Origin of the sequence: Buchnera aphidicola (Anoecia corni), assembly GCF_964056675.1 — a bacterium.
GTDB lineage: Bacteria > Pseudomonadota > Gammaproteobacteria > Enterobacterales > Enterobacteriaceae > Buchnera_E > Buchnera_E aphidicola_B.
Genome location: NZ_OZ060371.1, coordinates 82,402 through 107,980, shown reverse-complemented (window position 1 = coordinate 107,980; position 25,579 = coordinate 82,402). Strand labels below are relative to the sequence as shown.

General features: G+C 24.5%; 20 protein-coding genes, 1 other RNA gene and 2 pseudogenes. 6 read left to right on the top strand and 17 right to left on the bottom strand.

Features of this window, described 5'->3' with window-relative positions; translation table 11 throughout:
- Positions 1-47: 47 nt before the first annotated feature.
- From metG to smrB, 12 genes and pseudogenes are all read right to left on the bottom strand, one after another.
- Complete coding sequence (gene metG, locus AB4W63_RS00475) at positions 48-1,697, bottom strand: methionine--tRNA ligase (protein WP_367681070.1); 1,650 nt, start codon at positions 1,695-1,697, stop codon at positions 48-50.
- A 204-nt stretch (positions 1,698-1,901) separates the two neighbouring features.
- Entirely contained in the window at positions 1,902-2,483 is a 582-nt protein-coding gene (gene dcd, locus AB4W63_RS00470) for a dCTP deaminase (RefSeq protein WP_367681069.1), read from the bottom strand.
- A gap of 274 nt (positions 2,484-2,757) precedes the next feature.
- A complete protein-coding gene (gene gndA / locus AB4W63_RS00465; RefSeq protein WP_367681068.1) occupies positions 2,758-4,167 on the bottom strand; it encodes an NADP-dependent phosphogluconate dehydrogenase in 1,410 nt (469 codons plus the stop codon).
- A 182-nt stretch (positions 4,168-4,349) separates the two neighbouring features.
- Positions 4,350-4,967: a bifunctional phosphoribosyl-AMP cyclohydrolase/phosphoribosyl-ATP diphosphatase HisIE gene (gene hisIE, locus AB4W63_RS00460; protein WP_367681067.1), complete on the bottom strand. Its 618-nt coding sequence runs from the start codon at positions 4,965-4,967 to the stop codon at positions 4,350-4,352.
- Positions 4,958-5,737 carry an imidazole glycerol phosphate synthase subunit HisF gene (gene hisF, locus AB4W63_RS00455; RefSeq protein WP_367681066.1) on the bottom strand — a complete coding sequence of 260 codons (780 nt, stop codon included), beginning with the start codon at positions 5,735-5,737 and terminating at the stop codon, positions 4,958-4,960. The genes hisIE and hisF overlap by 10 nt, the downstream gene beginning before the upstream one ends.
- Positions 5,731-6,455 (bottom strand): annotated as a pseudogene (gene hisA / locus AB4W63_RS00450) (1-(5-phosphoribosyl)-5-[(5-phosphoribosylamino)methylideneamino]imidazole-4-carboxamide isomerase). The gene hisF and the pseudogene hisA overlap by 7 nt, the downstream one beginning before the upstream one ends.
- A 5-nt stretch (positions 6,456-6,460) precedes the next feature.
- Positions 6,461-7,054 carry an imidazole glycerol phosphate synthase subunit HisH gene (gene hisH / locus AB4W63_RS00445; RefSeq protein ID WP_367681065.1) on the bottom strand — a complete coding sequence of 198 codons (594 nt, stop codon included), beginning with the start codon at positions 7,052-7,054 and terminating at the stop codon, positions 6,461-6,463.
- On the bottom strand, positions 7,054-8,121 hold the full coding sequence (gene hisB, locus AB4W63_RS00440) for a bifunctional histidinol-phosphatase/imidazoleglycerol-phosphate dehydratase HisB (RefSeq protein ID WP_367681064.1): 1,068 nt from the start codon (positions 8,119-8,121) through the stop codon (positions 7,054-7,056). The genes hisH and hisB overlap by 1 nt, the downstream gene beginning before the upstream one ends.
- Before the next feature lie 21 nt (positions 8,122-8,142).
- Positions 8,143-9,207, bottom strand: a complete 1,065-nt coding sequence (hisC, locus tag AB4W63_RS00435; RefSeq protein WP_367681063.1) for a histidinol-phosphate transaminase — start codon at positions 9,205-9,207, stop codon at positions 8,143-8,145.
- Positions 9,200-10,516, bottom strand: coding sequence for a histidinol dehydrogenase (hisD, locus tag AB4W63_RS00430; RefSeq protein ID WP_367681062.1), 1,317 nt, complete (start codon positions 10,514-10,516; stop codon positions 9,200-9,202). Before hisD ends, hisC begins: the two co-directional genes overlap by 8 nt.
- Positions 10,517-10,522: 6 nt before the next feature.
- A complete protein-coding gene (gene hisG, locus AB4W63_RS00425) occupies positions 10,523-11,422 on the bottom strand; it encodes an ATP phosphoribosyltransferase (protein ID WP_367681061.1) in 900 nt (299 codons plus the stop codon).
- A gap of 584 nt (positions 11,423-12,006) precedes the next feature.
- Positions 12,007-12,519 carry an endonuclease SmrB gene (gene smrB, locus AB4W63_RS00420; RefSeq protein WP_367681060.1) on the bottom strand — a complete coding sequence of 171 codons (513 nt, stop codon included), beginning with the start codon at positions 12,517-12,519 and terminating at the stop codon, positions 12,007-12,009.
- A 205-nt stretch (positions 12,520-12,724) separates the two neighbouring features.
- Here smrB and aroC point away from each other — a divergent pair, with 205 nt between their 5' ends.
- Both aroC and dapA read left to right on the top strand, forming a co-directional pair.
- Positions 12,725-13,807 carry a chorismate synthase gene (gene aroC, locus AB4W63_RS00415; RefSeq protein ID WP_367681059.1) on the top strand — a complete coding sequence of 361 codons (1,083 nt, stop codon included), beginning with the start codon at positions 12,725-12,727 and terminating at the stop codon, positions 13,805-13,807.
- Positions 13,808-14,291: 484 nt separating this feature from the next.
- The gene (gene dapA / locus AB4W63_RS00410; protein WP_367681058.1) at positions 14,292-15,179 is read left to right on the top strand and encodes a 4-hydroxy-tetrahydrodipicolinate synthase; all 888 of its coding nucleotides are present in this window, start codon (positions 14,292-14,294) and stop codon (positions 15,177-15,179) included.
- A gap of 272 nt (positions 15,180-15,451) precedes the next feature.
- Here dapA and dapE read toward each other — a convergent pair whose 3' ends face one another.
- From dapE to AB4W63_RS00390, 4 genes and pseudogenes are all read right to left on the bottom strand, one after another.
- Positions 15,452-16,579, bottom strand: coding sequence for a succinyl-diaminopimelate desuccinylase (gene dapE / locus AB4W63_RS00405; protein ID WP_367681057.1), 1,128 nt, complete (start codon positions 16,577-16,579; stop codon positions 15,452-15,454).
- Between the two features lie 295 nt (positions 16,580-16,874).
- Complete coding sequence (tkt, locus tag AB4W63_RS00400) at positions 16,875-18,887, bottom strand: transketolase (RefSeq protein ID WP_367681056.1); 2,013 nt, start codon at positions 18,885-18,887, stop codon at positions 16,875-16,877.
- A 68-nt stretch (positions 18,888-18,955) separates the two neighbouring features.
- Positions 18,956-19,918, bottom strand: coding sequence for a transaldolase (gene tal / locus AB4W63_RS00395; RefSeq protein WP_367681055.1), 963 nt, complete (start codon positions 19,916-19,918; stop codon positions 18,956-18,958).
- A 487-nt stretch (positions 19,919-20,405) separates the two neighbouring features.
- Positions 20,406-21,618 (bottom strand): annotated as a pseudogene (locus AB4W63_RS00390) (beta-ketoacyl synthase N-terminal-like domain-containing protein).
- Positions 21,619-22,031: 413 nt separating this feature from the next.
- Here AB4W63_RS00390 and AB4W63_RS00385 point away from each other — a divergent pair.
- The 3 genes from AB4W63_RS00385 to rnpB all read left to right on the top strand — a co-directional run bounded on the left by AB4W63_RS00385 (position 22,032) and on the right by rnpB (position 23,309).
- Positions 22,032-22,289 carry a hypothetical protein gene (locus AB4W63_RS00385; RefSeq protein ID WP_367681054.1) on the top strand — a complete coding sequence of 86 codons (258 nt, stop codon included), beginning with the start codon at positions 22,032-22,034 and terminating at the stop codon, positions 22,287-22,289.
- Positions 22,290-22,333: 44 nt separating this feature from the next.
- Complete coding sequence (locus tag AB4W63_RS00380; RefSeq protein ID WP_367681053.1) at positions 22,334-22,912, top strand: SAM-dependent methyltransferase; 579 nt, start codon at positions 22,334-22,336, stop codon at positions 22,910-22,912.
- A gap of 10 nt (positions 22,913-22,922) precedes the next feature.
- An RNA gene (rnpB, locus tag AB4W63_RS00375) (RNase P RNA component class A) lies at positions 22,923-23,309 on the top strand.
- Positions 23,310-23,416: 107 nt separating this feature from the next.
- Here the strand turns inward: rnpB and pmbA are convergent.
- Positions 23,417-24,763 (bottom strand): metalloprotease PmbA, encoded by a 1,347-nt coding sequence (gene pmbA / locus AB4W63_RS00370; protein ID WP_367681052.1) that lies wholly within the window; start codon positions 24,761-24,763, stop codon positions 23,417-23,419.
- 202 nt (positions 24,764-24,965) lie between these two features.
- Between pmbA and ppa the strand changes: the two genes are divergently transcribed.
- Entirely contained in the window at positions 24,966-25,505 is a 540-nt protein-coding gene (gene ppa, locus AB4W63_RS00365; RefSeq protein ID WP_367681051.1) for an inorganic diphosphatase, read from the top strand.
- Positions 25,506-25,579: the final 74 nt, after the last annotated feature.

Here is a 25,579-nt window from a genome sequence, read left to right as displayed (position 1 = left end):
ACAATAGCTAATATATTGTATTATTAAGTTTAATATTTTTATCTTAATTAAGAATATTTATTGTTTTTAAGAAATTTTATAATATCTTTTTTATGTATTCTATTGTATAAAGTAGAAAATGAAGCAATTTTATGATTTAATAATGGTCTTTTTATATTATTCCAATTTAATTTAATCAGCAAAAATTTTTCAATTTTTTTAGATAGATCAGGTGTAATTGGTGTAATCCAAGTAGCGATGATACGAAATAAGTTTAAGCTTATAGAACATATTTCATGTAACTTTTTTTGTTGATTTTTTTTATTTAGTAAAGTCCATGGTTTTTTTTCGCTAAAATATGTATTAGCAATATCTGTGCATTTTATAATTTTTCTTGTAACAGATCCAAACTCTCTTTTTTGATATAAATCTTCTATTAATTGAGAGTATTGTAGTATTTTTTTGTATATATAAACATCTGACAAATTTTTAGATAAGGTATTTTGGAAATATTTATGAATAAAACTAGCACTTCTAGATGCTAGATTCACGATTTTATTTACAATATCACTATTAATTTTTTTATAAAAGTCTTCTAAGTTTATTTCGATATCTTGTATTGTTGAAGATGATTTACTAGCGTAGTAATATCGTAAACTATCTGAGTTAAATGTTTTAATCCAATTTTTAGCTAATATTGATGATCCTTTAGATTTCGAAAGTTTTTTTCCATTTAAAGTTACATACCCATGTACAAATATATTTGTTGGTTTTCTATAAGAAACAGAGGTCAATATAGCAGGCCAAAATAGTGTATGAAAATAAATAATATCTTTTCCTATAAAATGATAAAGCTCAGTAGATGTGTTTTTTTTCCAAAATTCGTTAAACTGAATTTTTTTTTCTTTTTCACATAGTTTTTTAAAAGTACTTATGTATCCGATAGGTGCATCTAACCATACATAAAAATATTTATTTACGTAATTTGGAATTAAAAATCCAAAATAAGGAGCATCTCTTGATATATTCCAATCTTTTAATCCAGCTTTAAACCATTCATTGGTTTTATTTAATACAGATTTTTGCAGTTGTATAGAACAAATCCATTTTTTTATTTTTTTTTCATATTTTTTTATGTTAAAGAATAAGTGACTTGATGATTTTAAGATAGGTTTTTTATTTGATATCAAGGACATTGGATTTTTTAGATTAATAGCATCATATGTACTCCCACAAAATTCACAGTTATCTCCAAATTGATTTTTTTTATAACAACTAGGACAATCTCCTTTAACTAGTCTATCAGGTAAAAACATATTATGTTGTATATCGTATAATTGAGAGATTTTTTTTTCAATAATTAATTTTTTTTTTTCTAGAATATTAAAAATTTTATTAACTGTTTTTAAATTTTCTGAACTATGTGTAGAACTGTATAAATCATATTTAATATTAAATTTAGAAAAATCAAGTTTATGTTCAATATAGTTTTGTGTAATTAGTTTTTTAGGAGTAATACCTAGTTCTTTTGATTTTAATAATATAGGAGTTCCGTGAGCATCATCAGCACAAATAAACCATACTGTATTACCGGTCATTCTTAAATATTTAACCCAAATATCAGCTTGAATATGTTCTAAAAGATGACCTAGATGTATAGATCCATTAGCATAAGGAAAAGCGCAGGTAACTAAAATTTTTTTTTTTGTTTTTTTCATAGTAAAGTACATATATAGATATGTATATATATATTTATATATATGTAATGTAGAAAATATATATATATCGATGATAAATTAAAATGTGTGTATATTGTATATATAATACAATAAATACTATTATGAAATGCAGATAATCATCTGAATGATATATGTTTTAACATTATAATAGCGTATTTATAGTTATAAAACTTAAGGAACTATTTAATCTTGATTTATTCGACTACTGATTATATTTTTTTGCCCAAAATATTTAGCATTAACACGACTATTATAAGGCGTTTTTACCGGTTTAGATAATTTTTCAAAACTTATAGCAGCAATAAACATTCTTGGATATACAGCTAGTACTATATTACTTGAATTAAAAAATTCTAATACTATATTTCCTTTCCATCCAGGATCTATTCTATGAGAAGTCGCATGAATCATTAATCCTAATCTAGCTAAAGAAGATTTCCCATCTAGCCAACCAACTAAGTTGTTTGGTAAAGTTAATTCTTCTCGAGTCATAGCTAATGCAAACGAACCTGGTTGTAAAAAAAACGGTTTTTGTTTTTTTAAAACAATTTCATTGCTCATTACCTTATCCAGTGTTCTATTAATATTTTTTTTAGATGCATTTAAATTTATGAATGCAATGGAATGATTTTTTATAGTTCTAAATCTATTACTTAAGGTAAGATCAACAGTAATTCCATGAACGCAATTATCTTTTGGACGAGGATTTATAATCAGTTTTTTTTCATTTAACCATAATTTTATATCTTCATCAGATAATCTCATATTTATCCTATTTTTTATGTAAATAATATATATTTTTTTTTATTGAATATAAATATAGAATTTTTAGTTTTTTTTAAAGTATAGTTCAATCAAAAAAATAGTTAAAGTAGAAATTTATAGTTTTATAGGAATAAAAATTAAATTTTGTATAATAAAAAATAGAAATTTTTAATAGTATTAATATTAATAATATTAGTATAAGTGATTAACTGTTAAGGTATATATTAAATATACATTTACAGTTTTTAAACAATCGTATTTTTAAATATAAAACTTACGTCCAGTTACTAGTAAAGGATCCGTTTTTATCTGTTCTATTATAAGTATGAGATCCAAAATAATCTCTTTGAGCTTGAATTAAATTTGTTGATAAATGAGAAGAGTGGTATCCATCATAATAAGCTATAGAAGAAGATAATACAGGTACTGGAATTTTTGTTTGTATTGCGTACGCTACAACTGAGCGTAAAGATTCTTGATATTCTTTTGCAATAGAAGAAAAAAAAGAAGTTAGTAGAAGATTTTTGATATCTTTATTGTTAGAAAATTCTTGACTAATTTTGTCTAAAAAACTAGCTTGAATTATACATCCTGATCGAAAAATTTTAGAAATTTTACTTAGATTTAGATTCCAATTATAGTGTTGACAAGCAGTTTTTAATAAAGAAAAACCCTGCGAATAAGCGAGTATTTTACCTAGATATAAAGATTTTCTTATTTTTTCAATAAAAAGTAGTTTATTTTTAAAGTTCAGTGGATTAGGCGATTTAATATCTATATATTTTGATGCAGTTTTTCTCTGGGATGTTAGAGATGATAAATATCTAAAAAAAACAGATTCACTTATTAAAGATAGAGGTTCTCCTAATTCTAAAGCGCTTTGTACTGTCCAAGTTCCAGTACCTTTATTTCCTGCTTTATCGGATATTAAATCAATTAAATCTTTATTAGTTTGTGCATCTTTTTTTAAAAAAATGTTTTTTGTTATGTTTATCAGATAACTATTCAGTTCTCCTTTATTCCAATTAGAAAATATATTAGATATATCTTTATTATTTAGATGTAACCCTAGTTTTAATAAAGCGTATACTTCTGAAATAAGTTGCATGTCACTATATTCAATTCCGTTGTGTATCATTTTTACATAATGACCTGATCCGTCCGGACCTATATAGGATACGCATGGTTCTCCTTGGTATTTAGCTGCTATTTTTTTGAATAAAGATCGTATTACTTTATATTTTTTTTTATTACCTCCAGGCATAATAGCTGGTCCTAATAGTGCACCTTCTGATCCACCAGAAATTCCTGTTCCAAAAAAATAGATTCCTTTTTCTTCTAAATTTTTATTTCTTATAATAGAGTCTTTATAAAAAGAATTTCCACCGTCAATTATGATATCTTCTTTATTAAGATAAGGAAGTACGCTATTAATAGTATTATCAGTAGCTATTCCAGATTGAACCATTAATATAATGCATCTAGGTTTTTTTAAAGACGAAATGAAATTTTTTATATTAAAAAAAGGAATTATTTTTTTTTCAGCATTTTTTTCGAAAAAGCATTTTGTTTTATTACTAGTTCTATTAAATATAGATACTATATAACCGTTTCTTTCTATATTTAATATTAAATTGCTTCCCATTACTCCTACTCCAATAACTCCAATTGTTTTATTAATCATATTTAATCCTGAGGTATTTATATTTTTACGGAAAAATAACATCTTAGATCAATTTAATTACTATTTTTATAATCATTAAATCTAATATTTAAATATTTATTAAAATTTAATGAAGTTATTTTTTTGAATTAATTTTAAGATGAAGTAATTTATAATTATTATTATATGCTAATATAGCATGATTAATTTTTTTTAGTATTTCGTGTTTGCAAATTATGAATTATTTCTTTAAATTGTATTTTTTTAAAGTTTAACAATACTAATAAATGGTACATTAAATCTGATACTTCGTTTATCAAATCATTTTTTTTCTTAGTCATGGAGGCTAATATAGTTTCTACTGCTTCTTCTCCAACTTTTTGTGCTATTCTTTGAATGCCTAACTTTAATAGTTTTGATGTATAAGATTTTTCTTGTTTACTTTTCTTACTATCTATAATTTTTTCTAAATGAAATAAAAATGAAAAAATTTCTATTTTATTTGAAAAACAGCTAATTTTGTTTAGATGGCATGTATTCCCATAAGGTTTTACTAATATTAGTATAGTATCTTGATCGCAATCAGAGGACATATGTTTTACTATTAAATAATTTTTAGAGGTTTCTCCCTTAGTCCACAATCTTTGTTTAGTTCTTGAATAAAAGGTAACTTTTTTTTCTTTTATTGTTTTTTTTAAAGATTCTTTGTTTAAATATCCAAGCATTAGTATTTTTCCAGATATATAATGTTGAATGATTCCAGGTATATATCCTTCTGTTTTTTTCCAATTTAGATTTTTTACATTTATTTTTAATGGCATAATCGAACTTCTATTCCTTTTTTCTTTAAAAATTTTTTTAAATTTTGTATATTAATAATTTTTTTATGAAATACTGAAGCTGCTAATGCTCCGTCTACATTTGTTTTTCTAAACAAATTATAAAAATGATTTTTTGTTCCAGCTCCACCGGACGCTATGAGAGGTATTTTACATAAATCTCGAATTTTTTTAAATTGTTCGATGTTATATCCACTATTTACTCCATCTTGGTTCATAGAATTTATTACAATTTCTCCAGCTCCTCTATCTTGAACTTCTTTAACCCAAGATTCTGTTGTTAATTTTGTTTTTTTTATTGTTTTGTTACTTCCAGTATATTGGTATACTTCATAGCATTTTGTTTGATTATTAAACCAAGAGTCTATGCCAATAACCATACATTGAACACCAAATGTATTAGAAATTTCATTTATTAGATTCGGATTGGAAATAGCAGGAGAATTAATAGATATTTTGTCGGCACCTAAAGATAATATTTGTCGTGCATCATCTACAGAATTAATTCCTCCTGCAACACAAAAAGGAATAGTTATAATTTTAGCAATATTCTTTATCCAATGTTTATCTATTAAATGTTTTTTTGAGGAAGCTGTTATATCGTATAAAACTATTTCATCAGCATTTTCTTTAAGATACCTTAAAATAAGGGGTAGAATTTCTCCTATAACTTTATGATTACGAAATTTTACACCTTTAACTACTTTTCCGTTTTTGACATCTAGACATGGAATAATTCTTTTTGCTAGCATGTTATTGCCTCTGATAGAGTAAATTTTTTTTCCAATAGCGAACGACCAATAATAATTCCTTTTATATTAGTTTTTTTTAACCTAATGATATCTGATATTTTACTGATTCCACCAGAAGATTGAAAATGAATAGTTTTAAACTTTTTTGTTATTTCTTCATATAATTTAAAATTTGGTTCAGTTAAAGTACCGTCTTTTGATATGTCAGTACATAAAACATGTTTTAATCCGAATTTTTTAAATTGTTGAATTACTTCTTCTAACACACAGTTAGTTTTATCTTTCCATCCATTAATTCTTATAACTTTTTTTTTCTCATGATTAATCATTATATCTAATGCTAGTACAATAGTTTCAGATCCATATTCTTTTATCCAATTTTGAAATTTTTCAGGATGTGTTATTGCAGAAGATCCTATAACGATTCTTTTTGCTCCGATAGATAGTAATTCTTCAATATTTTTTTTATTTCTTATTCCTCCTCCTATTTGCACAGGAGTAACAAGATCGTTTAGTAAAGTTTTTATATGTTTTGTTTGTCTTTTATTAGGATTATTAGCAGCATCTAAATCAACAATATGTATAATAGATACATTTTTTGTATCATACGAATGTATTATATCTTGCGCAGATAAATTATATATTTTTTTTTTTTGTAATTTCCTTGGAATAGTCTGACTACTTTATTATTTATTAAATCTATAGCAGGAATAATCATTTTTTTTAAATTTCCAAAAAGTTCTTTATTAGTTGTTGACCGCATGATCCGGATTTTTCTGGATGAAATTGCACTCCATAAAAGTTATTATGTTTTACGGACGCACTAAAGAATTCTCCGTAGTATGTTTTAGAAGTAGTGTAGGAACATATTGGTACTTTATAAGTATGGATAAAGTAAAAATGTGATCCATTTTTTATTCCTTTAAATATATTTTCATTATTATAGCAATAAACTTTATTCCAACCCATATGAGGTATTGGCAATATATTATTACTTGATAGTTTTCGTACATGTATATCTAGTATGTTTAACATATTAGTTTTATTATTTTCATCACTTATTTTACATAGAAGTTGCATTCCTAAGCAAATTCCTAATACAGGTTTTTTATATTCGCGTAAAATGTTATATAAGTTATGATTATATATGGATTCCATAGCTGTTAAAGCTGTTCCTACTCCAGGTATAAATAATTTATCTGAATTTTTTATTATATCTTGATTTGAACTAACGGTAGAAAAAAAACCTAATCTTTTTATAGAACATATTAATGAAAACGTATTAGAGCATTTTGTATCTAAAATAACTATTTTCATTATAGTATTCCTTTAGAACTAGGTGTTAATATTTTTTTATTTATTTTTGTAGCTTGATAGAGTGTTTTTCCAAAAACTTTAAATAAGCTTTCTGCAATATGATGATCGTTTTTTCCTTTAGCTGTTATATGCAGAGTAATTTTCATTGAGTATGATAATGAATAAAAAAAATGTTCTATCATTTCTGAACTTAAATCACCTATTTTTTGATATTTAAAAATAGCGTTAAATTTTAAAAAGGGTCTTCCTGATATGTCTATAACACACTTTGCAACGCATTCATCCATAGGAAGAGTAAATCCATATCTTTCTAATCCAATTTTATTTTTTAATATTTCATATAATGTTTTTCCAATAACAATTCCAGTGTCTTCTACTAAATGATGGTCATCAGGATCTATTTTTTGTTTACATTGAATGTTAAAGTATAGATTACCATGTATAGAAATTTGTTCTAGCATATGGTCAAAAAATTTTATTCCAGTATTGATGATGCTACTTTTGTTTGAATTAAGCCTTATTGTTACTGAAATATGTGTTTCTTTAGTATTTCTAACAATTTTAGCAAATCGATTGCTAATAATTTTTTTCTTTATATCATGCCAATTATTTTTTTTTCTATTATATAGCAATCCAGGTATTCCTATATTTTTAGCAAATTCTATATCTGTACTTCTATCTCCAATAACATAGCTATTGTTTTTATCTATTATGTTTTTTTCTAGCCAAGGTTTAATTAATTTTAATTTTGGTTTTCGGCAAGAGCAGTTATTTTGTAATGTATGAGGGCAAATTAACACTTGATCAAAAATTATTCCTTGAGATTTAAAAACGTTAATCATAAAGTTATGAGGTATATAAAAGTTAGATAATGGAAAGTTAAGACTTCCTAACCCATCTTGATTAGTAACAATTATAAAAATATAACTATTTTTTTTTAGTTCAAGTAAAGAAGAAATTACATGTGGTTCAAATTCTATTTTTTGAATAGAATCTACTTGAAAATCTAGTTTCGGTTCAGATATTAATGTTCCATCTCTATCTATAAATAGAACTTTTTTAAGCATTTTTTTTCTCTTAAATAGGGTTTAATAATTAAAGCTATTTAAAGTTTCAATTATTTTTTTACATTCTGAGTGTGTTCCTATAGATATTCTTAAACATCCTCTTAGCATAGGTATATTATGCTGATTACGAACAATAATACCATTTCTTTGTAAAACAAGAAAAATTTTTTTCACGTATAATGTTTTTATTAAAATAAAGTTTCCATAACTCATAAAGACTTTTTGAATTAGTTTTATTTTTTTTAATTCATTAAATAACCAAAAACGGTTAAAGTTAATAGTATTAATATGGTTTTTAAGTAAATCTATATTTTTAGGAGAAAAAAAAGAATAAGCTATTTTATATGTTGGATATGGAATTGGATATGGAGCTATGATTTTTGAAATTATATTTATAAGTTTAGACGAAGCTAATATAAATCCGCATCGAATACCAGCTAATCCAAATGCTTTAGATAAGGTTCTTAATATAATTAAATTTTTAAATTTGTTTATCCATCCAGAAAGATTATTTATTATACAGAAATCAATATATGCTTCATCGATTACAACAAAAAATTTATTTTTAGATAATTCTAATAAAGAGTAAATTATTTTTTTATCTATCACATGTCCAGTTGGATTATTTGGTCTACATATAAATATAATTTTTACATTTTTTAAGTTAGAAATAATTTTGTTTATAGAAATATTTTTTTCCCATAACATAAAGAGTTGTTTATTTTGTATTCCTGTTATTTTTGCAATAATATCGTACATTCCATATGTAGGAGGAAGAGTTATTATCGAATCTTTATTTCTTTCACAAAATATTCGAACTAATAAATCAATACCTTCATCTGCACCTCGAGTAATTAATATATTTTCTTTTGGTATTTTAGAGTAAAGGGAATATGCTGAGAGTAATTTCTTTGGTTGAAAATGTGGATACCGATTTAATTTTTTAAACGATACAGATAGTGTATTTGAATAAGGTGATTCATTTGCATTTAACCATATTTCTCCATTTCCTCCAATTTTTCTTGCTGATTGATATCCGGTTAGATTTTTAATGTATTTTGGAATTATTTTATAAATATCAGACATTATTTTTTCCTGATGTTAAAGATTGAAATCTACATTTCATAGCATTTTTATGAGCTTCTAATTTTTCGTATGAAGACAATACAGTAACACTATTATATATTTTTAAAAATCCTGATGGTGTTAATTCTTGAACAGTAATGCATTTTTGAAAATCAGATAACCCTAATCCAGAGTTTACTATTGCTGATCCGTATGTAGGTAAAACATGATTAGTACCAGAAGAGTAATCTCCAACTGATTCAGGAGACCATGGACCTAAAAATACTGAACCTGCGTTTTTTATTTTTGCTAAAAATGATCTAGGATTAAGAATGTTGAGTATTAAATGTTCTGGAGCATAAAGATTAGAAATATTTATAGCTTCGTCGATATTTTTTACAATAATAAATCTACTGTTTTGTATAGATCGGTTTAATATTTTTTTTCTTAAAGATTTTTTTATTTCTTGATTTATTTTACGTATAACATTTTTAACAAATACAAGACTATATGATAGTAAAATTACTTGTGAATCAGGTCCATGTTCAGCTTGAGATAAAAGATCCAAAGCAACAAAATCTGAATTTGCAAATTCATCAGCAATAATCATTAATTCAGATGGTCCAGCCAGCATATCAATTTCAAGATTTGGAATTGAATTTCTAACTTGACGTTTAGCTTCTGTTACATATGAGTTACCAGGTCCGAATATCTTATTAACTTTAGGAACTTGTTTGGTTCCGAATGCAAAAGCACCAATAGCTTGAGCTCCACCCATTTGAAATATGTTTTTTATTCCACATACGTAGGCAGAATAAAGTACTTCTTTAGAAATAGGAGGTGGTGAACATAGGTAAACGTTTTTGCATTTTGCAATATAAGCAGGAATAGATAACATTAATACAGTAGAAATTAATGGAGTGTCCCCCCCTGGAATATATAAACCAATAGAGTCTATTGGAGTGGTAATTTTTTGGCATCGTATTCCTTTTTGAGTTTCAATATCTATATCTTGACATTTTTGTTCAATATGAAATTTTTCTATATTAGATTTAGCCAATAAAATAGATTTTTTTAAATCTGGTTTTATAGCATTTATTGACGTTTGAATTTTTTTTGTATCTATTTGTACTTTTTTTATTTTTTGTTTATCTAGAAGAAATGTATATTTATATAGGGAGGTATCACCAAAATATTTTATGTTATTTAATATATTTTTAACTGTTTTTTGAACTTCTTGATTTGTATGTAACATTGGTCTAAGTAATAATAAATGTTTTTTTTTATTACTGATATCACTCCACGTATAAATGTTATTTAGTGGTTGCATAGTACTTTACTCCAACATTTTTTCTATAGGTAAAACTAAAATAGAACTAGCTCCTAATGATTTTAACTTTTCCATAGTTTCCCAAAATACTGTTTCACTACTAACCATATGCATTGCTACTCGATTTTTTTCTCCAGCTAATTTTAAAATAGTAGGATTTTCAGCACCATGTAATAGTAAAATAATTTCGTTTAATTTTGAAATAGGTGCATGTAACATAATATATTTAGATTCTCTAGCTTTTATAACCCCATTTATTCTATTCATCAGTTTATTAATAACAATTTGTTTACTATGTTCGATATGTCCTAATCTACAAATAACGCAAGCTTGAGAGTTAAATATAGTTTGAACTTCTTTTAAATCGTTAGCTTCTAAAGTAGTTCCTGTAGATACGAGGTCACAAATAGCATCTGCTAAACCAGAACGAGGAGCAACTTCTACTGATCCATTCAAAATACATAATTTAAATGGAATAGATTTTTTATAAAAGAATTGTGTAACTAAGTTAGGATAAGAAGTAGCGATCCTTTTATTTTTTAAACTGTCTAGTCCGTAATAAGTGGAATTTTTAGGTATAGCTAATGATAATCTACATATTCCAAAGTCAAGTCGTATTAGTAAATTATAGAATTTTTTTTTCTTTGTATTATTTTTTATAAATAGTTTTTCTTCTAATACGTTTTCTCCAACAATACCTAAATCTACTACTTTATCAACTATTAATCCAGGTATATCATCATCTCGAACACACAGTATGTCTATTGGCATATTTTCAGCAAAAGCGAACAATTGGTTATTTTGTAAATTTATTTTAATACCACATTTTACAAGTAAATTATAAGATTCACTGCTTAATCTCCCTGATTTTTGCAAAGCAATTCGTAGTCTATTTTTTTCTAGCATATTTATTCCTTGTATTAAAAAAATTATAAAATAATTTATCATTAAAATAAATAATTTTAATTTTTAAAATTATAAATAAATGTATTGTTATTACATATAAAGAAATGAATTTATGTTTTGTAGTAATAATAATAGTATATATGATATTGTAAAAAAAAAAGAAATATATATATATAAAGTGTTGTTTATATATAATATTATTATGATTTGTTTGAAATTTTAAGTGTAGTATGTAAATATAAAAGAAAAATATTTTTATGTATTTATATACTTTATTATTAACCTTCTTGCAAATAATCAAATATATATTTATACATAAAAATTGCGAATACAACAGAATTTTTTTAAAAATAAAAAAATATATTTATATGTTAAACAATAGAAGAGATTTGAAAATGTTTAAATAAATACAGACATATTTTTTTCGATATAGAAATATTTTAAATTCAGAAATTAAATAATATTTAATGATAAATTTTTTTGTTATATAATAGAAATTAATAGTTAGTACTATTAACTGATTGTAGAAAGTTTAAAGTTTAATTAATATTGAAACGTAACAAATGTAAATTTTATAAATAACTTTAAATAGAAGTGTCTATTAAAAGGAAAAGAGTAGTTTGGTCTTTATTTAATGTACATGGTGCTCTGTGAAAGGCAATGGTATCTGGATGTTGAACTAGCCATAAGGGGATTTGTTTTTTTAAAATATTTTTTCCATGACCATGAATTATTCCTGCACAAGATAAATTTTCTTTATGGCATATAAAAAATAATTTTCCTAGTTCTTTTTTAGCTTGATGCTGATTTAGTCCATGAACGTCTATAAAAATTTCAGGTATATAGTATCCTTGACTTAATTTTTTTAGTTTTTTTATATTTTTTTTATCTCGAACATAACTTACTGTATTTTCATTGTATAGTTTTAATGGAGTAGTATAAGAAAAGAGATAACTGTGTATTTCTTCTTCTTGAAATTTTTTTTTAGAAAAAAAAGTTCTTTTTTTTAAAATTTTTTTAGGTTTAAAAACAGTATCTTGAACTATTTTTTTTGTTCCATGTAAATACTTTCTAAAAATTTTTTTGTTATTGTACATAGTATTCAGCGATATCTATATATTTGTATTTTAAAACAATTAAAAATACAATTTTATCATGAAAATAAAAATATTTGTAGAACTTTAATATAAATCTTATACACATGGATATACATACATATTTATACATATAAATAAAATATATTATTATTATGATGATAAATTAACAGTATTAACAATAATTAAACATAGAATGAGGATTTTTATGTCTGGAAATAGTATTGGAAAAATTTTTTGTGTAACTACATTCGGAGAATCTCATGGTACAGCATTAGGTTGTATTATAGATGGTGTTCCTTCTGGATTAGCGTTAAATAATTTAGATTTGCAAAAAGAGATAGATAGAAGACGCCCTGGTCAATCAAAGTATACTACTCAACGTAGAGAAATGGATTTAGTTGAAATTCTTTCTGGAGTATTTAATGGGATGACTACAGGAACTAGCATAGGTTTAATAGTTAAAAATACTGATCAACGTTCTGAAGATTATTTAAAATTTAAAGATATTTATAGACCAGGACATGCGGATTTTACATATTCTATGAAATATGGAAATAGAGATTTTAGAGGAGGAGGTCGATCTTCCGCAAGAGAAACTGTTATGAGAGTAGCAGCTGGAGCTATTGCTAAAAAATATCTTTTTATAAACTATGGTATAACCATACAGGGTTATTTAAGTCAATTAGGTCCAATTAGGTGTAATTTTGTTTCTTGGGATCATGTAGAAAAAAATTCTTTTTTTTGTCCAAATGAAGAAGATTTAGAAAATATTGATTTATTTATAAGAAGTATAAAAAAAGAAGGAAATTCAATTGGTGCAAAAGTAAAAGTTGTAGCAAAAAATGTTCCTATTGGATTAGGAGAGCCTGTTTTTGACAAATTAGATGCTGATTTATCTCATGCAGTTATGGGTATAAATGCTGTAAAAGGAGTAGAAATTGGAGATGGATTTAAAGTAATAGAACAGAAAGGAAATGAGCATAGAGATGAAATGTCACAAGATGGTTTTTTAAGTAATAGGAGCGGAGGTATATTAGGGGGTATTAGTAATGGAGAGGATATTGTAGTAAAAGCTGCTATAAAACCTACTTCTAGTATTAAAATATTAGGAAGAACAATTAATTATAAAAAAGAAGAAACGAGTATTAGTATATCAGGAAGACATGATCCCTGTATTGGCATTAGAGCGGTTCCTATTATAGAGTCGATGATAGCAATAGTTATTATGGATCATATTTTAAGATATAAAGCTCAGAAACACAATACCAAAGTAAACAGTAATAATTAAACAATATTTATGTCTATTCTGAATAAATTTGTTATGCAAATAACGTTGTATTGCAGCTAAGTAAAAAATAAAATATAAAAAAATAATACATATGTAAATAAATGTTAAGGTCACGTAATTTATTTCTTGATATGATATATCCATGTCATGGTTTATTAGTTCTTTTAAAGATATCTATATGTATAGAATATAAAGAGTGCATATTTTATTTTTTATGTAATTATTTTTATAATTTTTATTATTATTTTTAAATTTATAGGTTCAATTTTTTTTAAAATAAGCAATTTATAGAAAATTATTAAAAAATTAATTAAATTTAATCATTTTAAACAAAAGATATTAATTATAATAATAATATGTTAGATGTGGTGTATAACTAACAATATTTATAATTAAAAAATATTTTTGAATGGTAAATTTAAAACATACAAAATTTTATTTTTAAGATTTAAAATCAAAGTATATTTAAGAGGGGTTTAATATTATGTTCAAAGGAAGTATGGTAGCTTTAATTACGCCAATGGATGACAAAGGATCTATTTGTCGGGATAGTTTAAAAAAATTAGTAAATTATCATATTTGCAATAATACTTCAGCTATAATTTCAGTAGGAACAACAGGAGAATCATCTACTTTAAGTCAAAAAGAGCATATACATTTAATTTTTTTAACTTTAGAACTTTCTAAAGGAAAGATACCAATAATTGCAGGAACAGGATCTAATTCTACTACAGAAGCTATATCTCTTACAAAAAAATTCGAAAATTCAGGATTATCGGCTTGTTTAACAGTAACTCCTTATTATAACAGACCTACTCAAGAAGGATTATATCAGCATTTTAAGTATATATCTGAGAGCACTGATCTGTTACAAATTCTTTACAATGTTCCATTGAGAACCGGTTGTGATTTATTACCTGATACTATTGGAAAATTATCTAAAATGAAGAATATTATAGGAGTAAAAGAAGCATCAGGAGATTTATCTAGAGTTCAGAAAATAAAAAATTTAACTAAAAATAATGATTTTTTTATAGTTAGTGGAGATGATTCTACAGCGTTAGATTGTATACAGTTAGGAGGATCAGGAGTGATTTCTGTAACTGCGAATGTTGCCGCTAAAAAAATGTCTAAAATGTGCAGATTAGCTTTATCAGGTAAATTTGCAGAAGCTAGAATAATTAATAATGAACTAATGTCCCTACATGAATCTTTATTTTATGAGCCAAATCCTATACCTATAAAATGGGCGGCTAAACAATTAAATCTTATAAAAACAAGTATATTACGTTTACCCATGACTTCAATTAAATTAAGTACAAAAATTATAGTAAAAAAAGCATTAAAAAAGGCTAACTTACTAATAGTGTAATATATTAAAATAGATCATTATATTTTTATCTATAAACATATTTTTATAAAAAAATATATATAAAATCTAATGAGTTAATTCCTTTAATTTTGACTCGAACTGACTTAGGGAAAAGGTTAAAAATATAGAAATTTATTTTAAAATAGATTTTTAGCAACATTATGTATATATATATAATTTTATTTTTGTTGTTAACAAATAATTTTGAATTAAAATTTTGTATTTTAATTTTATAAAAAAAAAATTTTACAAAAATGCAATTAAGTTTTACTTTATAAAAGTATTTTTTTTAAAATATTTTCATATATTAGAGTCAGTAATTTTAAGTCTGATATTTTAGTATATTCGTTAACTTTATGAATAGTTTTATTGACTAATCCAAGTTCTACTATTTCTGGTTTCATTAATGCAATAAATCGTCCATCCGAAGTTCCTCCTGAAGTAGATACTTTTGGATTTTTGCAAGAATATTTTTTAATAGAATTTAGAACTATATTTACTAATGAACTATTTTTTGTTAAAAAAGGTAATCCTGACAAAGTCCATATGATGTTATTTTTTAAATTAAATTTATTTAATAAATTAAAAATTTTTACTTTTATCGATTTAACTGTTGTTTCGGTATTAAATCTTATATTAAAGATAATTGTTATTTCTCCTGGAATCATATTATTTATTTTATTTCCAGATGTAATAGTTACAATTTCTAAATTGGTTTTGTCAAAATATTTATTTCCAGAGTCCCATTTTATACATGTTAATTCATGTAAAAATAGTAATGATTTGTGAATAGGATTGTCAGCTAAATTGGGATAAGCAACATGTCCTTGTGTTCCGAAGATTTTAATTTTTCCAGTTAAAGATCCTCTTCTTCCATTTTTTAATGTATCTCCTAAAACAGTATCACTAGTCGGTTCTCCAATAACACAATAATCTATTTTTTCATTTCTTGAAATAAGTTTTTTTACTACTTTTATAGTTCCATGGGTTGCTTTAGATTCTTCATCAGAAGTTATTATAAAAGAGATTCTACCATTATAATTTGAATGTTTTAAAACAAATCTTTCCACTGCTATTATCATAGCAGCTATAGATCCTTTCATATCTGCTGATCCTCTTCCGTACAGTCTATTGTTTTTTATTGTAGGATTAAAAGGATTAGTATTCCATTGAAGAGTTTTTCCAGGAGGGACTACGTCGGTATGACCTAGAAAAGTTAAAGTTTTTCCTATTCCACGATAAGCCCAGAAATTATTTGTAGAATTCTCATTCATTTGTTCTATAGTAAAACCAATTTTTTTTAATTTATGTATAAGAATATTTTGACATCCGTTGTCATTTGGACTAATAGAAGGGATAGAGATAAGTTCACTTGCTAATTGTACTATTGGACATGTCATATATGATTTCTTCTTAATTTAACATGTGAATATAGTTAATATATGCATTAAATAATTAATAGTTGAGAAAGTAAACGCATACAAATTTATATTTTTAATGTTTATCGATGAATTTTAAATTGTTAAAAATTTTAGCTATTATTTTTTTATGTAAAAAGTTAGTTAAAGTTAACGGTTCAAAAAAATATTTATATGTTTAATTTATTAAATATTGATTAGAATTAAGAAGTTATAAATTTTTATATAAAATTAAAATAGGGAGCACAAGTAATAATTACTCCCTTAATTACTATTATTAAGTAGATTTATCAACTTTTAATAGTAAATCTTTAGCTTTTTTAACTATTGTTTCTACTGTAATACCAAAATGTTGATATAATTTTTCACATGGTGCTGATTCTCCAAACGAATTCATTCCAATAACAAATCCTTTTAATCCAACATATTTATACCAAAAATCAGAAATTCCAGCTTCAATAGCTATTCTTGAAGTTATTTGTTTAGGAAAAACATAGTTTTTATATTTTTTGTCTTGTTTATCGAATATATTAGTGCAAGGCATAGATACTACTCGAATAAAATATCCTAAATTAGTTAATTTTTTTGACGCTTGTAAAGTAATATTTAGTTCAGATCCAGTAGAAATAAGTATAATTTCTGGTGTTTGGGTACAATCATAAATAATATATCCTCCTCGTGAAATATTATCTATTTGTTCCCTTGTACGAGAAGGTTGAATTAAATTCTGACGTGATAATATTAAAGCTGAAGGTCCATTTTTTCTTTCAATGGCTAATTTCCAAGCAATAGCAGTTTCTACTTGATCACTCGGTCTCCATACATGCATATTAGGTATTGATCGTAAGTTAGAAATTTGTTCTATTGGTTGATGAGTCGGACCGTCTTCTCCTAATCCAATTGAATCATGAGTATATATTAATAAATGTCTTACATTCATCAAAGCAGCCATGCGGACAGCATTTCTTGCATATTCCATAAATATTAAAAAAGTAGCAGAATAAGGTATAAAACCTTTGTGTTGCGATATTCCATTAGATATAGCAGTCATTGAAAATTCGCGTACTCCATAATGAATATAATTTCCATTTGGTTTATCTGTTATAGATACAGATTTAGACCATTTAGTAAGATTACTTGGAGCTAAATCAGCTGATCCTCCTAATAATTCAGGTAATAGTTTACCGCATTTTTCTAGAATGTTTTGTGAAGATTGTCTTGTAGATAAATTTTGTTTATTAGAATTTAAAAAATGAATAGTTTTATTCATTTCGTCGTTCCAATTATTAGGTAAAATTTGACTCATTCTGCGTTTGTATTCTTGAGCTAGATTAGGATAATTTTTTTCATATTTCTGAAATAATTTGTTCCAATTAGATTCTAATTGTTTTCCTTTTTCTTTAAAATTCCAATGGAAATATACATCTTTAGGAATATGAAAGGGAGGATGGTTCCAGTTTAATTTTTTTCTAGTTAATAATATTTCTTCTGTTCCTAAGGGGGCTCCATGAACTTCAGCAGTTCCTGACTTATTTGGAGATCCATAACCGATAATAGTATTGCAGATAATTAAAGATGGTTTATTTTTAATATTTTTAGCTTTTTGTATAGCATTGAATATTTGGTTAGAATCGTGTCCATCTATTTCTGAAATAACGTTCCAATTATAAGATTCAAAACGTTTTTTTGTGTCATCAGAAAACCATTTCTTTACATTTCCATCAATAGAAATTCCATTATTATCATAAAATACAATTAATTTGTTTAGTTTTAGGGTTCCTGCTAATGAACAAGATTCATGAGAAATTCCTTCCATTAAACAACCATCTCCTACAAAAACCCATGTATAATGGTCGATTATATTGTAGTTTAATTTATTAAAGGAAGCACTTAAAGTTTTTTCAGCTATAGCCATACCTATAGCTGTAGCTAATCCTTGTCCTAATGGTCCAGTAGTAGTATCTATTCCAGGAGTATATCCTATTTCAGGATGTCCTGGAGTTTTAGAATGCAGTTGTCTGAAATTTTTTAAGTCATCTATAGATAATTTATATCCAGAAAGATGTAGTACGCTATACAACAACATAGATCCATGTCCATTGGATAAAACAAATCGATCTCGATTATCCCATTGAGGATTTTCAGGATTGTGTTTTATAAAATTTCTCCATAATACTTCAGCAATATCAGCCATTCCCATAGGCATTCCAGGGTGACCTGATTTTGCTTTTTCAACAGCGTCTATACTTAAAAATCTAATTGCGTTTGCTAAATTTTTTCTAAATTTCATAATTAATCCGTAATAAAAATATAAGTTATTTACAAATTGTTTAATGTTTTTTTTTATAAAAGTAGTTTTTATAAGCTTTTTAATTTTTTATAAATAATTTTTTCTAATTCTATTCTATCATTTGAAAAATATCTAATTCCTTCTGATAATTTTTCTACAGCCATAGGGTTTTCATTATGTTCAAATAAGAATTCTGAATGAGATAGCATGTATTTTTTAGATTTTTTATTAAAGATAGGTTCTAATTTTTGTTCTAATGTATCTTGCTGATTATTTTTTAATAATTTTAAAAGTTCTGGAGATATAGTTAAATAGTCACAACCAGACAATGCTAGTATTTGTTCTATTTTTCTAAAACTAGCAGCCATAACAATAGTTTTATAAGATCTTTCTTTATAAAATTGATAGATTTTTCGAACGGATAATACTCCTGGATCTCTTTCTGCATTATATAGATTTATATTATTTTTTTGCATATACCAATCATAAATTCTTCCTACAAAAGGAGATATTAAAAAAGCTCCTACATCAGCAGCTGCTCTAGCTTGTGATAGTGAAAAAATTAAGGTTAAATTACAATTAATTCCTTGTTTTTCTAGAGCTTCTGTTGCTTTTATACCTTCCCATGTTGCCGCTAATTTGATTAATATCTTTGATTTTTCAATACCTTCTTCTTCATACATATTTATTATTTCTTTTGCTTTTTTTACTGAAAGATGACAGTTAAATGAATATCGAGCGTCTATTTCGGTAGAAATACGACCAGGTATATATTTTAAAATTTCTTTTCCAAAATTAATAGCTACTTTATCACTAGCTAATTGTGCAATAGTTTGTTTTATACTAGATTTTTTTTTTGCATATTTTATAGATTTTTCGATAATATAGTTATATTTTTTAGAATTTACTGATTTAAGTATAATAGATGGATTAGTAGTAGCATCTTGGGGTTTATATTTTTTTATAGATTCTATATCACTTGTATCAGCAACAATTGTACTCATTTTTTTTAATAAATTTAGTTGATTCATTGTCCATTTCTCTTTAAAAAAAATTTGTTAAGTTTTTATATTTAAAATTAATTAGAATTGATAAAAAAAGTGTTTTTTTAAATAAATTTAGTTAAAAGTATATAAATTTTATAAATTTTATTTGTATAGTATATAAATTTAAAATAATAAATAAAGTTGTTTTTATTAAATATTTTATTTATTTAAATTAGACGTAAGATTTGTAATTATATACACACACTCATATATTATATTTTGTATACAAAATGAGTTTTAATAAAAAAAATTAATTAGTAAATTTTATTTTTAATAATTAATAAGAATAATTTAATTATGTATTTAAATAGTGATTAAAAAATGAAATATTTAATAAGCATAAAGTATATGTGTATCTGTTAAATAACAGATTATAAAATTTATTTTATAATTTTAGTGTTTTATCATAAAAATTATAATTTTAATTATGTGTTAAATATTAATTTAAGTATCATAGGTATTGTGCATAAATTTATTTATATTTTTTAATAATTAAAGATACGTTAGTTCCGCCGAATCCTAATGTATTAGACATTATCATATTCATTTTTTTTTCAATAGTATTTTTAGTAATATTTAAGTTTTTAGCTAAAGGATCTAAATCTTCAATATTAATACTAGGGGCAATAAAGTTGTATTTTAGCATTAATATACTATATATTATTTCGTGAACGCCAGAAACGCCTAAAGAGTGACCAGTGATAGATTTTGTAGAAGAAATAAAAGGAGAATTGTTTTTATAATGAAATATTTTACGAATAGATTTTAGTTCTTTTAGATCGCCTATTTTTGTAGAAGTTCCATGTGTATTTATGTAATCAATGTCTAATTTTTGAATGTTTTTCATAGCTAACATCATAGATTTAATAGAACCTTTTCCTGAAGGAAGAAACATGTTGGATCCATCAGACGTTGTTCCATATCCAACAATTTCAGCATATATTTTAGCTTTTCTATAAATAGCATGTTCTAATTCTTCTACAATAATAATTCCGGAACCTCCTGATATTACAAATCCATCTCGATTTACATCATAAGGCCTGGAAGCTTTTTTTGGAAAATTGTTAAATTTAGTAGACAATATTCTTAAAGAATTGAATAATAACGAAGATTCTAATGTTATTTCTTCTCCTCCACCAGCAAAAATTATTTTTTGTTTTCCTGATTGAATTAATTCAAAAGCATGACCGATACAATGAGCAGAAGTAGTACAAGCAGAACTAATGGAATAGCTAGTTCCTTGGATTTTAAAAAAAGTAGATAAACAAGAAGATAAACTGGATGATTGTATTCTACTGATAGTATAAGGGTCAATTAAAATTTTTTTTTTTATTAAAAATAGCATTTAAATGTGTTGGAGATCCTAATCCAGATCCAACAATTATTCCTACTTCAGGATTTTTTTGATATATTTTTTTAGATAAAGAGCTATCTGAAATCGCTTTTTTCATAGCTAAATAACTATAAATAGAGGCAATATTCATAAATTTTATTTTTTTTTTATCTATAAAGCTATAATCATTTAATTTAATATTTCCCCAAACATGGCTTCGTATCTTATGGTTTTTCATTTCTTTTGAAAAAGTAATTCCTGATATTCCATTAAATAAGCAATTAAGAATATTTTTTTCGTTATTTCCGATACTAGATAGTATTCCCATACCTGTTATCACTACTCTTTTCATATGCAAATCATCCTTTTCATGTGTTTTATGATAATATATATGTATATGAATAATTTATAGATAAGAAATTGTTTTTGCAAAAAAAGTTTATTAGATATGTGACTACTAATACAAAAAAATTTAATTTTATTTTTATAAATAGAAATAGTTTTTTGTGAAAAATATTTTTATATTTATATATGTGCAAATAAAACAAATCAATTATTATCGAAAAATATTAAATTAGCAACTTAAATTTTACAAAATTAAACACGTATATTGCATAAGTTATTTTATATTTAAATTTGTTGGTTTAAATACAAATTAATTATTATTTAATAATAAACATTATTTATAATTTTTAGAACTAAAATTTTTTATATAAATAATATTTATTTAAAAAATATTAATAATATAGTGTGAGAGACTCAATAATGGGAATTCAGATTAATCAAAAAGATTTAGGAGTTATTTATATAGTTCCTACTCCTATCGGCAATTTAGGAGATTTTACAAAAAGAGGAGTAGAAGTTTTAAATAGTGTAGATTTTATTTTAGCTGAAAATATAAAACGTACTAATTTTTTTTTAAAAAAAATTAATATTAGTGGAAAGTTTATTTCCATGAATAAGTATAATGAAAAAAATCAAACAAAAAAAATTATATTTTTGATAAAAAAAAAAAAAATATAGCTATTGTTTCTGATGGAGGTACTCCTTTAATTAGTGACCCAGGATTGTATTTAATACAAAAATGTCATGAAGAAAAAATTCGAGTTGTTCCATTACCTGGTCCTTGCGCTGCTATAACAGCTTTAAGCGCATCTGGTTTGTCTTCTTTAAAATTTTGTTACGAAGGATTTTTATCTTCAAAAAATACTAAAAGATTAAAAAGATTAAAGGAGTTAAAAAAAGAAGAAAGAACTATTATTTTTTACGAATCTTCTCATAGAATTGAAGACAGTTTAAAAAATATGATGAGTATTTTTGGGGAAGATAGAAAAATAAGTATTGCAAAAGAATTAACAAAAATATGGGAGACTATTTACAGTTCTTCTACTAAAAATGTTCTAATATGGTTAAAAAAAGAATCTTTAAGGCAAAAAGGAGAGTGGGTGATTATTGTAGAAGGATATAAAAATGTAATATATGAAAAAATATCTGAAAAAATAAAATTCGCTTATTCTTTAATCAACGAAGAATTATCGTCCAAAAAATCTATAGAAATAATTTCTAAACTTTATAAAATAAGTAAAAATAAGTTATATAAATATATTTTTAGAAAAAAGATGACAAAAAAAAAAATAAATGTATAATTTAAATACATAAGTTAATCAGACAATCGCTGCTAATTATAAAAATATTAATAATTTAGGAGAGGAAAGTCCGGGCTCCTTTGGATCAAAGTACCAGGTAACGCCTGGGGAGTGTAAACTCACGACTAGTGCAACAGAAAAGAAACCGCTTAATTTTTAAAACTTATATTTTAATACGAAAAATTAAGTAAGGGTGAAAAGGTGTGGTAAGAGCACACCGTATTGTTGGTAACAATAATAGACAATGTAAACTCTACTTGGAGCAAAGTTAAATAATAGTTTTTTTAATGCATGGATCCGTGCTAAACTTGGGTAAACTGCTTGAACTAATAAGTGATTATTAGTCTAGATAAATGATTGTCTAATACAGAACCCGGCTTATAGATTAACTTATGACTGAAAAATTAATGTATATTATTTTTTAGAAAAAATAATTAATGTAATTAATATATAAATACTATATTTTTAATGTAGCATATGTATTATTACATATAATATATTGTTTTATATTCCTGAAATATGAATTTTTTCTATTAAAAGTGAACCACAGTGTATTTTAGAATTAACATTTATGTCAGTAGAAATATATTTAATATTATTAAATATTTTTTTTAAATTTCCGGATATAGTAATTCCATCCACAGGAAATTGAATGTTCCCATTTTTTACGTAAAAACCAACAGCTCCTCTAGAATAGTTTCCAGTAATTAAATCTATTCCATTTCCTAATAATTCTGTTATTAGTAAACCAGTATTCATGATTTTTAACAAATTTTTAAAAGAATATGATCTATTGTTATTGATTATAATCCAATTGTGTATTCCTCCAGAGTTTCCTGTATTTTTTAAATTAAGTCTATTAGAAGAGTAGTTATTTAAAATCCATGTTTTTAATATTCCTTTTTCTACGATAAATTTTCGTTTCGTTTTAACACCTTCAGCGTCAAAAGGTTTTGATCCAAGACCTCCTAATATATTAGGATCCTCTAATATTGAACACCAATCAGGAAGAATTTTTTTATTTAATGAATTCAGCAAAAAAGAAGATTTATTATATATATTAATACCTGAAATAGATTCAGCTAAATGAAAAAATAAACTCTTAGAAATGTTTGAAGATAATATGATTGGTAAAAAAGTAGTTTGAATTTTTTGAGGAGATAGTCGACGTATAGCATATTTTGCTGATTTTTTTCCTATCCAATTTGGTCCTTTAAGTTTTTTAAAGTTTCTATTTATAGAATAAGAATAATCTCTTTGCATTCCATCATTATTTTTAGCTATAATTCCATTGGATAAAGAATATAGAGAAGAACAGTATGATGATAATAAACCTAAACTATTACCTATTATTTTAATAGTAATTGAATAAAAAAAATTTGCTCCTTCGCTATTTACTATTTTTTTGTCATAGTTTAGAGATATTTTTTCAGTATTTATTACTAAATTAATAGCTTGATTTATTGTTATATTATCTACATGTAGAAGAAATAAATTTTTTGGATTAGTTACTAATAATTTTTTTTCAGGCAGTTGATTATATCTATCTATAAAGCTGTTTTTTGCAATATTACATGCAGATTTAAAGGTGTTTTTCATAGACAGATAAGATAAATCAGAAGAAGATGAAGAACCCTTTTTTTGATTAGAATATACGTTAATATTAAAAATAGAATCCTGATTAAATTCTATTATTTCTATATTTTGATTTCTTACTAAAACATTATAACCAAAAGTATGGTCAATATATGATTCAATTAATAATGGTTTTTTACTAGTGTATTCTAGTATTTTTTTCATTTTTAATTTTAGTCGTTTTTCTTTTTTTAATATTCTTTCAAGACGATACATATTGTATTCTTTTTTTTATAATTTTAGATTTAGGAATAATATGTTTTATAAGCAAAATGATCATAAAACTAAATTATTGTAATAATTTAGTTTTTAAACATAACATTGTATTGTATCATACAATTTTATTTTAAATGTTAGATGATTTTAAAAAAAACAAATAAATTATTATTTATTACACACAATTAGTTGAAGGAAGTTTATGAGTATTAAAAATGTTACTGCAGGAAAAAATGTTCCACAAGATATATACGTCATTATTGAAATTCCGTTGCGTTCTTTTCCAGTAAAGTATGAAATTGATAAAAAATCAAATTGTTTGTATGTTGATAGATTAATTCCCACTACTATGTTTTATCCTTGTAATTATGGATACATTAATAAATCTTTATCATTAGATGGTGATCCTTTAGATGTTTTAATTCCTACTCCTTATCCTTTAATTTCTAAATCTATAATTAGAGCAAGAACTATAGGTATGTTAAATATGCGAGATGAATCAGGAATTGATAGAAAAATTATAGCTGTTCCACATAATACTGTATCATCGGAATATAATCATGTTCAAGAAATAAAGGATTTACCTGATTTATTAATAAAGCAAATAGAACATTTTTTCTTACATTATAAAGATCTAGAAGGAGAAAAATGGACTAAAATAGTTGGGTGGAGTGATTGTACTGAAGCGGAGAAAGAAATTATTTCTTCTATTATTAGATTTAATAATGTTAAAAAAAAATAGTTTAGTTATATAGGAATCATTTTTTTTATTTAGATGACTTAAAGAAAATAGATTTCTTTTTATATATATGTTTT